Here is a 14,307-nt window from a genome sequence, read left to right as displayed (position 1 = left end):
TGTGGGTGAAGTGCGCTCGGCCCCGGTCTCGACAGCGTCGAGTGGGGCCGAGCGGCTGGTGTTACTTCTGGTTGAGCAGAGCGTCGAGCTTGGCGTTGGTGTCCTTCGCCAGGGCGCTCAGGTCCTTCGAGTCGCGAATCTGCGAGAAGAACTCTTCCATGATGTTCTTCGCCTCGATTGCTGCCCAGCCTGGAGCGGCAGGGGTGAGCTTCGAGTTTGAAGCGGACTCGATCAGCGCGGTAGCGAACTGGTCGTCACCAAGCGAAGAAACGTACTTCTGGTTGCCTGGGCCAAGACCGTTCTCGCCGAGCATGGTCTGGTACTCCTCAGAGAAGATGATCCGCATGAGCTCTTTGGCGAGCTCTGGGTTCTGCGACTTTGCTGAGATGCCGATGTTCGATCCGCCAGCGAAGACAGGCGCTGGCTTGCCGTCGTTGCCTGGCAGTGGGTAGGCGGCGAACTTGTCGTCGTTCCAGACACGGGTTTCGCCGTCGAGGTCGCCGATCGACCAGTGCGCCCAGCCCGGTGCGAGAATGCTTGCAGCTTCAATGCTGGTTGCTTCTTCTGCGCCCTCTTCGCCACGCTTATCGGCGTCATTGATGTAGGTCCAGATCGACTCATCCTTGGCATCGCTCGGTGCCTTCGAAGCTACCTGGTAGATCTTCTGCAGCTGCTCTAGACCCTTGAGCGATTCTGGTGAGTCGAGTGTTGCCACCCATTTGCCGTCTTTGAACTCGGCGATGTTGCCGCCGTTTGCAAAGATCCAAGAGATGCCGTTGCGCCAGTCCTGGCCGCCGAGCCAGAAGCCCGAGAAGTTCTCGACACCGAGTGGGTTCACCTCGGCGATCTTTTCAACCGACGAGTTGAATTCGTCGAGAGTTTTTGGCTGCTCAAGGCCGGCTGCTGCGAACACGTCTTTACGAGCGAACACGTAGCGTGAACCGAAGTAGTACGGCACTGTGTAGTTCGCACCGTCAACTTCGCCGACCTCTACGAACGACTGCAGCAGGTCATCGCCACCGAGTTCGTCGTACAGATCGCTGATGTCGAGGAACGCGCCGGCGTTGGTGAAGGTTGGTGACTGAGTGTTACCAATCTCGGTGACGTCGGGGGTGTTCTTCGCGTCGGGGAGCTTGGTGGTGAGGTTCGTGATGATGTCACCCCAGGTTTGCTCTTCGATCTTGAGAGTGGCGCCAGTCTTCTCGTTGAAGGTGGTCTTGAGATAGTCGCGCAGGGTGTCGGGGGTGTCGCCGCCGATAACCCACATGGTGATCTCGTCGCCCTTGCCGCCGGCATCGGTGCCGCCAGCGCTGCAACCTGCGAGCAGCAGAGCTGAGGTTACAGCCGCTGCGGTGAGGCCTGCAAACTTTCTCTTCATTGTGTTTCCTTTCGGTGTGCAGACGGGTGGTGCGCCCGTTTGCGGTGGAGGTCTAGTCAATGCCTGGCTGGCATCGGCCGGGTGATGCTAGTGGTTCATGAGATGCCGAGCCTTTGCTTCAGCACCGTGGCAAGCGCGCCGCGGAGCACCAGTTGATCGCCCTGTGCGCTCGTGTGCAGGGCAAGTTCTGTGTGTGAGTCGGGCATGGTGCGTCGGCTCAGCATGTCGAGAGTTGCGTCGGCGAGTGTGCCTTCGACCAGTTCGGCCGGGCCTGCGAGCACCACATCGGCGAGGTTCAACACGCCAACTACGGGCGCGAGTGCGATGCCGAGGCGTCGGCCGGCTTCGCGCAGCGCTGTTTCGCGGGCCTCGGTGCTTTCGCCGGCCGCTTCAAGCGCGAGTTGCAGGGCTGGCACTGAGAGCCAGTGCTCAAGTACCTGTTCGCGGGCGTAGGGGGTGTCGAGGCCGAGGTCTGTGCCGACCATGACCTGGCCAATCTCGCCAGAGGCGAAGTTGCTGCCGGTGACGGTTTGGCCACCGAGGATAAGGCCCGATCCAACGCCCTGTCCAATGGTGATCAGAATGAAGTCTTCGCTTGTCTCGCCGAAGCTGTATTCGGCGAGAGCGGCAACGTTGGCATCGTTTTCGACGATGGTTGGCACACCGGTTCGGTCTTGCAGGAGCTGTTGCAGGGGCACTGAGCTCCATTCGAGGTTTGGAGCTGTTCGTACAACGCCCTGGTCGTCGACGACGCCGGGGGTGCCCACGCCGATGCCGAGTAGGGGCACGGTGGCCATTGGTTGCAGATCGAGGGCGAGCTCGATGGCTAGGGCGACAGCTGCGTCACCGGTTGCTCCGGCACGTTTGGCATCTTTTCGGGCGAGTACATTGCCGTCGAGGTCGAGCAGTGCGCCGCGAAAACGCTGATGGTCACTGAGGTCGAGGCAGAGCACTGCGTGTGCGTCGCGTGCGAGGTCAACCAGAATCGCTGGTTTGCCTGGGCGCTGTAGTTCTTGTTGGCCCAGCTCATGCAGCAGATTCTGGCCGATCAGTTCGGCGACTAGCCCCGAGACGGTGACCTTGGTCAGCCCGGTGGCGCGTGCCAGGTCTGCGCGGCTGGCCGGTCCGATTGCGTAGAGCGTTCGCATAATCAGGGCACGGTTGTGCTGTTTGGCGTCACCGGGAGTGGCACCCAGGTTGCTGCGCTTCATTGCGACGTTCATGCGAGTTAGTAAAGCTTACGAACTAACTATTTGCAAGTCCGATTGTGCGACCCACACAATCTCGTAATCAAACTGTGACGCGCACAGTTGGGTCGCCATCTGGGTATTAGGCTGAACGTTATGCGTGTCATCATCGTCGAAAACGCGGCCCAGGTCGCCAACGCCGCAGCCGAACACATCGCCCAAGTAGTGCGAAGTTGTGCGGCTGCAGATCGTGCTGCCGTGCTCGGAGTTGCCACCGGATCCTCGCCCATCGGAACCTACAACGCACTCGCAGAAATCGCCCGAGCAGAGCAGCTAGACCTGAGCGAAGTGCGCGCCTTCGCACTCGACGAATATGTGGGACTCGACCGCGAACACCCCGAAAGCTACCACGCAGTCATTCACCGCACGGTCACCGAACCACTCGGCCTGAACCCGGCCCACGTGCACGTGCCCGACGGCCTAGCCGCAGACCTATACGAAGCCTGCCAGTCATACGAAACCGCAATCACCAACGCCGGAGGCGTCGATCTGCAGTTGCTCGGTATCGGCGCAAACGGACACATCGGCTTCAACGAGCCCACCTCGTCGCTCGCTTCACGCACTCGGCCAAAAACCCTGGCTCCGCAGACCCGCGTCGACAATGCGCGCTTTTTTGATTCACTCGATCAAGTACCAGTGCACTGTGTCACCCAGGGGATCGGCACGATCCTCGACGCGCGAAAGGCACTCCTGGTTGCTCAGGGCGAATCAAAAGCCGAAGCCGTCGCTGCCATGATCGAGGGCCCGCTTTCGAGCATGTGCCCAGCAAGCGCACTGCAACTACACCCCGACGCGACCGTCATTATCGATCGCGAAGCTGCTGCCATGCTCACCCTCCGCGACTATTACGAACACATCGAACTTCACCAGCCACACGGATCGAAGTAAACATGTCTGAAGTGCTCGTCGCGTCGAAGGTGGTCACCTCTAGCGGCGTGCACGCGCCCGGATGGTTGCGGATCGAAGACGGTCACATCGTAGAAGTCGGCGCAGGCGCCTTCGCAGGTGAACACGAAAACACTCGCGACCTCGGTGACGTCACCATTGTTCCCGGCTTCGTCGACGCACACGTGCACGGAGGCGGTGGATCGGCATACCCTGAGGTCGGCCCAACCGAACTGGCTGCCGCCATCGTGGCGCGCGACGCACACCTGGCGCGCGGCACCACAGCCACCATCGCAAGTCTTGTGACTGCGCAGCCAGAAGAGCTGCTCGCGCAGGTGACAGCGTTAGCTCCCCTCGTCGCCGGTGGCGCACTGCGCGGAATACACCTCGAAGGGCCGTGGCTCAACCCAGCGAAAAAGGGTGCACACGATGAGCGGGCGTTGCGCACCCCCGACCTCGCTGAGATCGATGCGTTGCTTGCGGCCGGAGGCGGCGCGATCCGCATGGTCACGATCGCCCCAGAGCTGCCGGGCGCGCTCGACGCAATCGAGCGTCTTGTCGAAGCGGGAGTCGTGGTGGCAATTGGTCACACAGACGCAGATTTTGACCAGACCAAGCGTGCGATTGAAGCGGGCGCGACGGTAGCAACCCACCTTTTTAATGCGATGCCACCGCTTTTACACCGTGAACCCGGGCCAGTGTTGGCGCTGCTGGAAGACGAGAGAGTCATGCTTGAGCTCGTCGCCGACGGCGTACACCTGCACCCAGAACTGGTTGCCTGGGTGGAGCACTCGGCCGGTGCTAAGCGTGTCATGCTCGTCACCGATGCAATGGGTGCAGCTGCCTGCGGCGATGGCGCTTATCGGCTCGGGGCGCTTGAGGTCACCGTCGCAGATGGGGTCGCAAAAATTGCGGGCACAGAAACCATTGCGGGCAGCACCGCCACTATGGATGCGCTTTTTCGGCAGCGGGCGATCCAACGCACCCTCGAAAACGTGACAGACGAAGCGCTTGTTGCCGCGGTAATGCTGACGGCAACAAACCCGGCCCGAGCGATGGGGTGGGCCGACATCGGCGACATTTCGCCGGGAAAACGTGCAGACCTTGTCGTATTGGACAAAAATCTGCAGACAGAAGCCGTGTTTTTGGCGGGGAAACAGCTCAAAGTATCTTGACGTCGAACTAACTCGGAATACTCGGGTAAGATGTTCGGTGGCTCCATCAGAGCTATCTGGTAGCAACCCAATCGGTTGCGCACAGGGAGATATCGCAGCGTGCGCCTAGACCTGGCCGCACGCGAGAAAATACGGGAGTAGCGTTGGCGAAGATCAAGGTAGAAGGCACAGTTGTCGAACTCGACGGCGACGAGATGACACGAATCATCTGGCAGTTCATCAAGGATCGCCTGATTCACCCCTACATCGACGTCACACTTGAGTACTACGACCTGGGCATCCAGCACCGCGACGAGACCGATGATCAGGTCACAATCGACGCGGCACACGCAATTCAGAAGCACGGTGTTGGCGTCAAGTGCGCGACCATCACCCCTGATGAGGCACGTGTTGAAGAATTCGGCCTGAAGAAGATGTGGAAGAGCCCGAACGGCACCATCCGTAACATCCTCGGTGGCGTGATCTTCCGTGAGCCGATCATCATCTCGAACATCCCACGCCTGGTTCCAGGCTGGAACAAGCCAATCATTATTGGCCGTCACGCATTCGGTGACCAGTACCGCGCAACCGACTTCCGTTTCGAAGGCGAAGGCACCCTCACCGTCGAGTTCACCCCGAAAGATGGCGGTGAGCCACAGAAGTTTGAGGTTTACCAGGCACCAAGCGACGGCATCGCGCAGGTGCAGTACAACCTTGACGCATCGATCCGCGACTTCGCCCGCGCATCGCTGAACTACGGTCTGTCGCGCAACTACCCGGTCTACCTCTCGACCAAGAACACGATCCTGAAGGCATACGACGGCCGCTTCAAAGACATCTTCCAGGAGATCTTTGACACCGAGTTCAAGGATGCGTTCGAAGCTGCAGGTCTCACCTACGAGCACCGCCTGATCGACGACATGGTCGCATCGGCGATGAAGTGGGAGGGCGGCTACGTCTGGGCTTGCAAGAACTACGACGGCGACGTGCAGAGCGATACCGTCGCTCAGGGCTTCGGCTCGCTTGGCCTGATGACCTCGGTACTGGCAACGCCAGACGGAAAGGTTGTTGAGGCAGAGGCTGCGCACGGCACCGTGACGCGTCACTACCGCCAGCACCAGCAGGGCAAGCCAACCTCGACCAACCCAATTGCGTCGATTTTCGCTTGGACCCGCGGTCTGCAGCACCGTGGCAAGCTTGACGGTAACCAGGCTCTGATCGAGTTCGCGACCACGCTTGAAGACGTTGTCATCAAGACTGTTGAGTCGGGCAAGATGACCAAGGACCTCGCGCTGCTGGTTGGCCCAGAACAGGGCTTCCTCACCACCGAAGAGTTCCTGGCCGCGATCGACGAGAACCTGTCTTCACGTCTCGCTTAGTCTCTAGCTTTTACGCTGGATCAAGGGGGTTCCGGGCTTTGCCCGGAACCCCCTTTTTCTTTGCGTGCGCGCGGAAAAACTGTGCCGCCCGGAGGAATGGTCGGGTGTGCTGGCGGCTTGGTCGGGCGGGCGGCGGCGCGATACTGAAAAGTGGAAGTATGACCCACACCGCTTCTATTCCGACCGTGACCGAGACTGCGCCAGCTGATCCGGTGAAGGTTTCGCGCCCTGGCAAGACGCCAATGAACTACCCGGCACTCATCAGCATGATGCTGATGAGTTTTCTGCTGGTCACGGCGGAATTTTTGCCCGGCGGCATGCTCACCCGAATCGCAGACGGCCTCAGCGTAACCTCGGGCCAGGCCGGGCAGATGGTGACGGTAACAGCCCTCGCCGGGTTGCTCGCAGCGCCAACGGTAGGTCTGCTTTTTCCAAAGCTTGATCGCCGGTCTCTGCTCACCTGGCTCGCCGTCACCGCTGCCATCTCGAATCTGCTGGTCGCAGTGCTGCCAAATCTGATCCTCGTGATTTTGGCTCGCTTTTTGCTCGGGGCGGCCCTCTCCGCGTTCTGGGCGATGTCAATCTCGGTAGCTGCCAAAATCGCTGGCCCTGAGCGCCTCGGTAAAGCAGTCATGTTCAACTCGGCTGGTGTCTCGCTCGCAACGGTGGCCGGTGTGCCACTCGGCGTCACCCTCGCCGAATACATTGATTGGCGCGGCGTGTTCTTGGTTGCGGCCGCAGCGAGCGCCTTGCTTGCAATAGCGTTGCGCTGGTTGCTGCCGAGCGTACCGGCCGAGCACGGCGCAAAACTCTCGGCACTCTGGGTAGCGCTTCGTAGACCAGGGATCGCTTTTGGCGTGATTGCGAACATGCTCGTGGTGACCGGTCACTTCCTCGCATACACCTATGTGCGAATCGCGCTTGAACAACTCCGCGACGGAGGTGAGGCGATCGGCGCCGATACCATCGTGCTCTTGCTTGCCCTCTTTGGCGTTGGCGGGCTCGTCGGTAACTTTGTGTTTGGTGCAGTCGCCGATCGCCTCTATCGAGTGCTCGCGGTGCTCACCCCAGTAGTTCTTGCGGGCTTGCTGCTGCTCGTGCAGGGAGCATCGGCTTCGCTGCTACTCACCTCGATCGCGGTAGTGTTCTGGGGCTTCTTCTTCGCCTCGTGGCTGCTCGTGGTGAACACCTGGGCAGGCAAACGAATGCCAGACATGCTCGAACCCGGCGGCACTCTGGTTGTGGTTGGCTTTCAGAGCGGCATCATGATTGCGGCGGGGGTCGGCGGCGCTATCGTCGATGCACTCGGCGTAGGCCCAGTCTTCTTGGCAGGTACTGCCCTGCTTCTGCTGGGAGCAGTGTTCTTCGCCACCTCGGATCGAATTACGCAACGACACGTCACCCGGTAGGGATCCAGCGCAGTATTCAAAGCACTGCAGGGCGCAAACGTTAGTTCGTAGCGCCCTGCAGTGCTTCGCTGCGCCAGACCGACGGAGGCATACCTACTGATCGCTGAAAAGCGCGGCTGAAGCCCTCGTCAGAGCCGTAACCGGTCGCGCGCGACACCTCAGAAACCGCCATGCCCTGAGCGAGCATCGCCTGTGCAGATCGGATACGCGCCTCACCAACGTATTTGCCTGGTGAGGTGCCAAGGGCCGAGCGAAAACGCTCGGCGAATGCTGAACGCGACATTGCGCCGGCCCGTGCAAGGTCTTCGACCTTCCAATCGCTGCCGGGGCTGGCATCAATCTCAGCGAGCACTCGATCGAGAAACGGATCATTTGTGCGCGACGGCCAACCAGCAGGTGCGCACCCGCGCACCGCCCAGGTGTGAATCACCGAGAGCAGCACAGTATTGGCCATCATCTGGCAGTGCACCGAATGCGCGGCGGTGTTCACATCGCCTCGCGCGCTTGAAATCTCTGGACCGAGCTGCGCAGCAAGCGCGGCAACTGCCGGTTCGTTGCCAGGCAAATCGCGTACCAGCAACACTTCAGGTAGGCGGTCGCGCGCACCGGCGCTCAGCGTCGAGAAGTCGAGCGAGGTGACCAGCACAAACGATTCCTGCTGCGCAATAAACGTGCCAGAGACGCCGCCGCGAAAGAGCGCCGCATCACCCTGCAGAAGCTCTGCCGGGAAACGCCCGAATGAGGCACTTCGAGCGTGAGCGCTCGCACGCAGCTCACCCTCAATGACGTACAGTAACGTCGCCGAGTCGCTCGGCACAGCGATTGTCTCGCCGGCACCAAGCAGCGCCCGATGTTGCGTGCGCAGGGTCGGGTTTATTTCGGCAAGCACACGATTAATGTCGTCGTTGCTCGGACGCTCTGGAAGGTCCATCGTTACTCGGCGAGAAGCTCACGCACGCGCGGGATCACAGTGCTGCCATACAGTTCAATGCTCGACATCAACTGCTCGTGCGGCATCGTGCCGTTCGAGTACTTCAGATCGAAACGGTCTGCGCCGAGGGTTCGCACGGTCGAGGCGATCTTCTGCGCCACCGTTTCAGGCGAACCGACGTACAGCGATCCAGCGTCGGCTTCGTTCTCGAACTCGGCACGTGTGGTTTCTGGCCAGCCGCGTTCGCGACCGATGCGATTGCGGTTCGCGGCGAAGTGCTGCCACAGTTGTTCGCGGGCGAGCTCGTCAGTTTCGGCGACGTGACCTGGTGAATGCACGCCGAGCGGCATCGCTTCAGCGCCAAGTTCGTCTTGCACCTGACGGTAAAGATTTGCGAACGGTAGAAAGCGCGCTGGATCGCCACCGATGATCGCGAGCATCATGGGAATGCCAACCTGCACCGAGCGCACAACTGATTGCGGGCTACCGCCGACACCGATCCAAGCGGGCAAACCAGTCGGGTGTTCGGTCTTCGGGTAGACCTCCTGGTTCACAAGTGTGCTGCGGTGTTTGCCAGACCAGGTCACCTCACCTTCGCTTCGCAGCTTGGCGAAAAGATCCAACTTCTCGCTGAACAAAGTGTCGTAGTCGGCGAGATTGTAGCCAAAAAGCGGAAAGGACTCGGTGAACGATCCACGACCAAGAATGACTTCGGCGCGACCATTGCTCACCCCATCGAGCGTCGCGAAACGCTCGTACACCCGCACCGGATCATCGCTCGAAAGCACAGTTACCCCGGTGCCAAGCAAAATACGTTCGGTTCGACCGGCGATAGCAGCCAACACAATCTCGGGGCTCGAGATCGCGAAATCATCACGGTGATGCTCGCCGAGGGTGATCGCGTCAACGCCGAGCTGATCGGCGCGTACCGCCTGCTCGACCGTGTTGCGCAGCACCTGCGCGGCATGCAGGGGTGTGCCCTGAGCGTCGACGGTAATGTCGCCGAATGAATCGAGACCAAGTTGCACGTGTGTCATGCAAGTGTCAACGACGAGGAAGGGCCCTGTATTCCAGGAAGGGTCGCCGCAAGAGGTGCTGTCGTAAGGGCCTAGCTGTTTTTAGGTGAACTTGCGATGAAACCAACAACGGCAGCAGCTACACCGAGCACGGTCGCGATGATCCAGTTGGTGCCAAGCGAAAGCAACGCACCTACTGCGCCAGCAATGAAGAGCAGCTCGATGAGGGCCTGGCCAAATCGGTCGGTGCGAAGCACCGGGCGAGGCGAAAGAAACAGTGCCCAAATAAGCACTGTGAGCACCAGTGCGCCGATGCCGGTGAAGATACCCGGGAACGGCAGCGGCCAGGAGTTCAGCGCCCAGAACGTGATGGTGAGTACGGCACCGAGATGGAAAAGCGCACGCAGCAACTGCGTGACGATTGCTGACCGTGAGGGCGATGCAGAAAGGGTCTCATTCACGCCGAACAGTCTACCGGGCTTCAGTGGAAGCCCAATTCGCGGGCTGACGCAAAGGGGTGCCTCTGTCACTGGTCCTCGTTAGACTGGGAGAACGCCCAACGAGAAGGAGGCAAGCAATGTCGATTGCGGAGTGGTTTGAACGCCTGCTCGATGGTTCCCTCGTCACGGGCGGCGTCTTTTTGATTATCGGCATCATCGGCGCAATTCTGCTTGTGCTTTCAGTGATCCTCGATGGCCTATTTGATGCGTTTGATTTCGGTGATGGCCCGCTGAGTCTCACCACCATTGCTGCGTTTACGGCCATTTTTGGTTTCTCGTCATTCGCCATGGTTGGGGCCGGTGCGAGCCCCACAGTTGCAGGCATAGTTGGCGCGGTTGCTGGTGTTATCGGCGGTGCTGTTGCTTGGTGGCTGAGTCGACTCATTCGAAGTGCTGAATCAAACACCTCAGTGAGCTCGGCAGATCTGATTGGCAGCGAAGCGAGCGTGGTGCTCGCGATACCCGCCGGTGGCCTTGGCGAAGTGGCTCTGGTGCGCAACGGTGAGCGAGTCTCGCTCTCAGCTACCGCTACAAACGCGATTGCTCGTGGTGCGCGGGTGCGGGTTGTGCAGACTCTCTCGGCAACGTCGGTTTCTGTCGAAGAAATCGAAGCCACTCAGCCAGCAGCGCCACCCGCATAGTTCATTTTTGTACGACCGATCCTCCGGAAAGGGGAACAATGTTTCTGTTCACATCCGCGACCGTCGGCATTTTTGGCGCAATTATTGCGCTGGTGCTTGTCGCTCTCATCATTATCAAGCGCTATCGCATTGCTAAACCAGATGAGGCAATCATCGTCACCGGCGGCAAAGGCAAAGAAGTTATTGACGCGGCGGGCAACCGAACCCGCGATCTCTCCGGCCAGAAGGTAGTCACCGGTGGTGGCGTCTTCGTGCTGCCCTTCGTGCAGAAGTCGTTCTCGATTTCGCTGCGCTCGCGTCGCCTTTCAATCACCACCGAAGCGCAAACCACTGACGGCATCACAATGCAGGCGCAGGCCGTTGCCGTGGTCAAAGTTGGCGGCACCCAAGAGATGATCCGCGCAGCTGCCCAGCGATTCCTCTCAAACTCTGACGAAATCGATGAATCGACCCAAGAAGTGCTCTCGGGCTCACTGCGTTCGATTATCGGTGGCCTGACCGTGCTGCAGATCATTCGTGACCGCGCAGTCGTGGCACAGAGTGTGCTTGAGGCGGCTGAAGAAGCGCTCACAAAGCAGGGCCTCGTCGTTGATACTCTGCAGATTCAAGAGATTCGTGATGCTGCCGACTACATTACGAACATTGGTCGCCCAGAGGCAGCTAAGGTTCGACAGACCGCTGAAGTTGCCGAAACGAACGCCTACCAGGCCTCACAAGAAGCGAAGATTGCGGCCGAGAAGGTACTGCTCGACCGCAACCGCGAGCTGAAGCTGCGTCAAGCCGAGATTCAGGCAGAAACTGACAAGGCAAGTGCGCAGGCAGCAGCAGCAGATCCGCTGGAGCAAGCGATTCAGCAGCAGTCGATCGTCGCGCAGCAAGAGATCACCGCTCAGCGCCAAGTTGCGCTGAAGAAGGAGCAACTGAACGCTGAGGTTCGCGCGGTCGCCGAGGCTGAGGCCTACCGGGTCGAGGCGCTCGCAAAGGCGAACGCTGCCGCTTCGATCGCCGCAGCAGAGGCTGAGGCCCGCGCGGTCGAAACCAAGGGTCTCGCGGAGGCACGCGCGCTCGAAGCCAAGGGTCTGGCTGAGGCGCAGGCAATCGACGCTCGCGCCCGTGCGCTTGAAGCCCAGGCAGAGTCGGTGCTCGCGCAAGAGCTGATCCACCTGCTGCCAGAGATTGCGCACGAGTACGCGCAGGCGATCGGTTCGATCGACAATATGACCGTAGTCTCGACAGACGGCACCTCGAAGGTAGCTGGCGAAGCCATGGGCAACCTCAAGGGGCTGCTCGATATGGCGCGCGACACTGTCGGAATCGACCTTGCAGGCATGCTTAACGGTGCGGTTGCCGGGGGAGCAGCTGGTGCCGCCGCCGGTCGCGCGTCAACCAAGGTGAGCGCTGACGCGCGCGCCACCTCGGATCGCGCACGCGAAACCGCAGCGCACGCCCTCGACCGCGCCGACGCCGCGATCGAGCAGGCTGCTGATCGCGTGCAGAGTGCTGAAGCAGAGCTGGCTCCCAAGGCTGACGAGGCACAATAGAACTTGTGAATAGGCACCCCGAAACCTCACTTGAGGTCGAGCGACCAATCTTAAGCATGCGCCGGCAGGGCAGAATCTTGACCCTGCCGGTGATCGTGCTGATTGCACTTGCCGCCGCAAGCGGGTATTTCGTGGGTGCCTTGCCCGAGCCTTGGATGAACTGGGCGGCCGGCCTCGGCGCAATCGCCCTCGCGTTGATTCTCGGCTTCGGTCCACTGCTTGGCTGGCTGACGGGCCGCACCAGCCTGACGAGCCGCCGAGTCATCGTGCGCAGGGGTTTCTTTGTGCACCGCCGCAGCGAAGTGCCACTCAGCCGGGTGCGCGAAGTGCGATCAAAACGCGGCCCGATCCAGCGAATGTTCGGCTCAGGCGACATCGAACTACTGGTTGGCACCGATGCGCCAATCGTGCTCCGCGACTTGCCAGAGCCCGGCCTAGTCGTTGACGCCCTGCAAGAACTGATCGAAGAAAACTACCTGACCGACCGGCGCACCGAAGAGCAAGCCTGGGCCGCCCAGGGGATCGCGCAAGGGTTCACGATGCCGGGTGATCCGGGCGCCTATGGAGACACCACAGTCCTGCCACGCTAAGCGATCCAGCGTTATTTCGTACGGGCGTAGAGGGTGTCGATGAGTTGACCCGCCAGGCCAACCAACTTCGCAATCTCATTCTCGTCACGATCAACCCAGCGACACTCGGGGTCGCCCACCGGCACAAAGTTCTCGTGCCGCTCCCACACCATCAGCGTCCGTTCGGCGCCAAGCACATACTGCTGCCACCAGATCTGTCGCATGTAATTACGCGGGATCGTGCGCCAAGCCTTATTCGTAGTCTTGATTTCGGCAAGCTCAAGATTGCCGGTCTCACGCAGCACGAGACCATCAGGTGTGGCGAGGTGCCGCATGTCGTGCTCGGCGTGAAACAGCGCCATGCTCGGGGCGATGCCGTGCTCGGCGAGCACCCAAGCCGCAATCTCAGGTTCGCGTTCGTTGCCGTGACGAGTGAACGCATTGCCGGTGAAGCTTGAGCCGTGCAGCTTCTCCCAAGCAGCCGAGTCGATTGAACGCGGTGTCGAAAGTTTGGCGACATCGGTAGCGGTGATACCGCGGGAGCGGGCGCGCATCCACTCACCCCGATCCGTGCCATCGGTGACGATTCGGCTCAGGTGGTGTGGGATAGCGGCATTCATGACGCTTCATTCTCCCACCGTTCGTGAGTAGGGCGCGCCCGGCGCGGGCGAGTTGGCCTGTTTTGAGTGGATTCCCACTTGCGGCTCCCCACCTGCAGGGCCGCTCGCCGTCATAATGGAGGCATGGTGAGCACAGAGCCCGTGACACAGCAGCAGGAAACCCCGCTCAAAGTGCTCGTTGTCGACGATGAGCCCTCGATCGCGCAGCTGCTGCAAATGGCACTTCGTTATGACGGCTGGGATGTGCGCGTCGCATCGAACGGCGCCGAGGCAGTGCAGCTGGCAGAAGAGTTCGCGCCAGATGTAATGGTGCTCGACATTATGCTTCCCGATTTTGATGGCATGCAGGTACTTTCCCGACTGCGCTCTGCTGGCGACCCTGTGCCCGTCTTGTTTTTGACGGCACTCGGCTCGGTCGACGATCGAGTGAAGGGGCTCACCGCTGGCGGTGACGACTACATGGTGAAGCCCTTCAGCATTGAGGAGCTGATTGCGCGCCTGCGTGCACTCGTTCGACGCTCGCACTACTTCAGCGACGCTGGCCCGAACCCAATTCTTCGGGTTGGCGATCTGGTGCTGAATGAAGACAGCTATGAGGTTTCGCGTGGTGGGGAGCCGATTGAACTCACCTCAACCGAGTTCGAACTGCTTCGCTTTTTTATGCGAAACCCCAATCGAGTGCTCTCGAAGATGCAAATTCTTGACCGGGTCTGGAGCTACGACTACCAGGGCAAGCTCACAGTGGTCGAGCTGTATGTCTCATACCTGCGTAAAAAGATCGACACCGGACGCGAGCCGATGATCCGCACCGTGCGTGGTGCCGGGTACGTTCTCAAAGAACCGAGCTAGCGCCTGCGCCTGCTCACGCCTGACCGGACTTGCCGCCACCTGCCCGCACCTGCTCACGCCTGCCGGCGTCTGCCGGCGTCTGCTCACACTTGTTGCCGGCGTTTGCTGTGCCCGCACCTGCCGGCGCCTGCTCACACTTGTTGCCGACGTTTGCCGTGCCCGCACCTGCCGGCGTCTGCCCACGCCGT

General features: G+C 60.6%; 14 protein-coding genes. 8 read left to right on the top strand and 6 right to left on the bottom strand.

From position 1 onward, the window contains the following. Positions 1 to 61 precede the first annotated feature (61 nt). Both QBL02_RS03220 and QBL02_RS03215 read right to left on the bottom strand, forming a co-directional pair. The gene (locus QBL02_RS03220) at positions 62 to 1,378 is read right to left on the bottom strand and encodes an extracellular solute-binding protein (RefSeq protein WP_282724916.1); all 1,317 of its coding nucleotides are present in this window, start codon (positions 1,376 to 1,378) and stop codon (positions 62 to 64) included. Between the two features lie 95 nt (positions 1,379 to 1,473). Next, the gene (locus QBL02_RS03215) at positions 1,474 to 2,601 is read right to left on the bottom strand and encodes an ROK family transcriptional regulator (protein WP_282724915.1); all 1,128 of its coding nucleotides are present in this window, start codon (positions 2,599 to 2,601) and stop codon (positions 1,474 to 1,476) included. 120 nt (positions 2,602 to 2,721) lie between these two features. Between QBL02_RS03215 and nagB the strand changes: the two genes are divergently transcribed. The 4 genes from nagB to QBL02_RS03195 all read left to right on the top strand — a co-directional run bounded on the left by nagB (position 2,722) and on the right by QBL02_RS03195 (position 7,452). Beyond that, positions 2,722 to 3,513, top strand: coding sequence for a glucosamine-6-phosphate deaminase (nagB, locus tag QBL02_RS03210; RefSeq protein ID WP_282724914.1), 792 nt, complete (start codon positions 2,722 to 2,724; stop codon positions 3,511 to 3,513). A 2-nt stretch (positions 3,514 to 3,515) separates the two neighbouring features. Continuing rightward, the gene (gene nagA, locus QBL02_RS03205) at positions 3,516 to 4,685 is read left to right on the top strand and encodes an N-acetylglucosamine-6-phosphate deacetylase (protein ID WP_282724913.1); all 1,170 of its coding nucleotides are present in this window, start codon (positions 3,516 to 3,518) and stop codon (positions 4,683 to 4,685) included. Between the two features lie 143 nt (positions 4,686 to 4,828). Then, positions 4,829 to 6,043, top strand: a complete 1,215-nt coding sequence (locus QBL02_RS03200) for an NADP-dependent isocitrate dehydrogenase (RefSeq protein WP_282724912.1) — start codon at positions 4,829 to 4,831, stop codon at positions 6,041 to 6,043. A gap of 158 nt (positions 6,044 to 6,201) precedes the next feature. After that, complete coding sequence (locus QBL02_RS03195; RefSeq protein WP_282724911.1) at positions 6,202 to 7,452, top strand: MFS transporter; 1,251 nt, start codon at positions 6,202 to 6,204, stop codon at positions 7,450 to 7,452. 40 nt (positions 7,453 to 7,492) lie between these two features. Here the strand turns inward: QBL02_RS03195 and QBL02_RS03190 are convergent, their stop codons facing one another. From QBL02_RS03190 to QBL02_RS03180, 3 genes are all read right to left on the bottom strand, one after another. Next, entirely contained in the window at positions 7,493 to 8,383 is an 891-nt protein-coding gene (locus QBL02_RS03190; RefSeq protein WP_282724910.1) for an AraC family transcriptional regulator, read from the bottom strand. 2 nt (positions 8,384 to 8,385) lie between these two features. Next, entirely contained in the window at positions 8,386 to 9,420 is a 1,035-nt protein-coding gene (locus QBL02_RS03185) for an LLM class flavin-dependent oxidoreductase (protein WP_282724909.1), read from the bottom strand. 71 nt (positions 9,421 to 9,491) lie between these two features. Then, the gene (locus QBL02_RS03180; protein WP_282724908.1) at positions 9,492 to 9,860 is read right to left on the bottom strand and encodes a DUF2568 domain-containing protein; all 369 of its coding nucleotides are present in this window, start codon (positions 9,858 to 9,860) and stop codon (positions 9,492 to 9,494) included. A 116-nt stretch (positions 9,861 to 9,976) separates the two neighbouring features. On the opposite strand from QBL02_RS03180, the gene QBL02_RS03175 reads away from it, so the two are divergent. The 3 genes from QBL02_RS03175 to QBL02_RS03165 are packed head-to-tail and all read left to right on the top strand — an operon-like array spanning position 9,977 to position 12,671. Continuing rightward, a complete protein-coding gene (locus QBL02_RS03175; protein WP_282724907.1) occupies positions 9,977 to 10,540 on the top strand; it encodes a hypothetical protein in 564 nt (187 codons plus the stop codon). Positions 10,541 to 10,578: 38 nt separating this feature from the next. Beyond that, the gene (locus QBL02_RS03170; protein ID WP_282724906.1) at positions 10,579 to 12,081 is read left to right on the top strand and encodes a flotillin family protein; all 1,503 of its coding nucleotides are present in this window, start codon (positions 10,579 to 10,581) and stop codon (positions 12,079 to 12,081) included. Positions 12,082 to 12,086: 5 nt separating this feature from the next. Then, positions 12,087 to 12,671, top strand: a complete 585-nt coding sequence (locus tag QBL02_RS03165; RefSeq protein WP_282724905.1) for a PH domain-containing protein — start codon at positions 12,087 to 12,089, stop codon at positions 12,669 to 12,671. An 11-nt stretch (positions 12,672 to 12,682) separates the two neighbouring features. On the opposite strand, the gene QBL02_RS03160 is transcribed toward QBL02_RS03165, so the two are convergent. Further along, positions 12,683 to 13,270 carry a YqaJ viral recombinase family protein gene (locus QBL02_RS03160; RefSeq protein ID WP_282724904.1) on the bottom strand — a complete coding sequence of 196 codons (588 nt, stop codon included), beginning with the start codon at positions 13,268 to 13,270 and terminating at the stop codon, positions 12,683 to 12,685. Positions 13,271 to 13,393: 123 nt separating this feature from the next. On the opposite strand from QBL02_RS03160, the gene QBL02_RS03155 reads away from it, so the two are divergent. Next, positions 13,394 to 14,119, top strand: coding sequence for a response regulator transcription factor (locus QBL02_RS03155; RefSeq protein ID WP_282724903.1), 726 nt, complete (start codon positions 13,394 to 13,396; stop codon positions 14,117 to 14,119). Positions 14,120 to 14,307 lie beyond the last annotated feature (188 nt).

The sequence above is a fragment of the Leucobacter sp. UT-8R-CII-1-4 genome (assembly GCF_030010235.1).
GTDB lineage: Bacteria > Actinomycetota > Actinomycetes > Actinomycetales > Microbacteriaceae > Leucobacter.
This window is presented reverse-complemented; position numbering and strand designations above follow the sequence as displayed.

Bases quoted from the DNA above. Each gene is read 5' to 3' on its own strand.
- QBL02_RS03220 (WP_282724916.1), bottom strand. From the start codon at position 1,378: ATGAAGAGAAAGTTTGCAGGCCTCACCGCAGCGGCTGTAACCTCAGCT.
- QBL02_RS03215 (WP_282724915.1), bottom strand. From the start codon at position 2,601: ATGAACGTCGCAATGAAGCGCAGCAACCTGGGTGCCACTCCCGGTGAC.
- nagB (WP_282724914.1), top strand. From the start codon at position 2,722: ATGCGTGTCATCATCGTCGAAAACGCGGCCCAGGTCGCCAACGCCGCA.
- nagA (WP_282724913.1), top strand. From the start codon at position 3,516: ATGTCTGAAGTGCTCGTCGCGTCGAAGGTGGTCACCTCTAGCGGCGTG.
- QBL02_RS03195 (WP_282724911.1), top strand. From the start codon at position 6,202: ATGACCCACACCGCTTCTATTCCGACCGTGACCGAGACTGCGCCAGCT.
- QBL02_RS03190 (WP_282724910.1), bottom strand. From the start codon at position 8,383: ATGGACCTTCCAGAGCGTCCGAGCAACGACGACATTAATCGTGTGCTT.
- QBL02_RS03185 (WP_282724909.1), bottom strand. From the start codon at position 9,420: ATGACACACGTGCAACTTGGTCTCGATTCATTCGGCGACATTACCGTC.
- QBL02_RS03175 (WP_282724907.1), top strand. From the start codon at position 9,977: ATGTCGATTGCGGAGTGGTTTGAACGCCTGCTCGATGGTTCCCTCGTC.
- QBL02_RS03170 (WP_282724906.1), top strand. From the start codon at position 10,579: ATGTTTCTGTTCACATCCGCGACCGTCGGCATTTTTGGCGCAATTATT.
- QBL02_RS03160 (WP_282724904.1), bottom strand. From the start codon at position 13,270: ATGAATGCCGCTATCCCACACCACCTGAGCCGAATCGTCACCGATGGC.
- QBL02_RS03155 (WP_282724903.1), top strand. From the start codon at position 13,394: ATGGTGAGCACAGAGCCCGTGACACAGCAGCAGGAAACCCCGCTCAAA.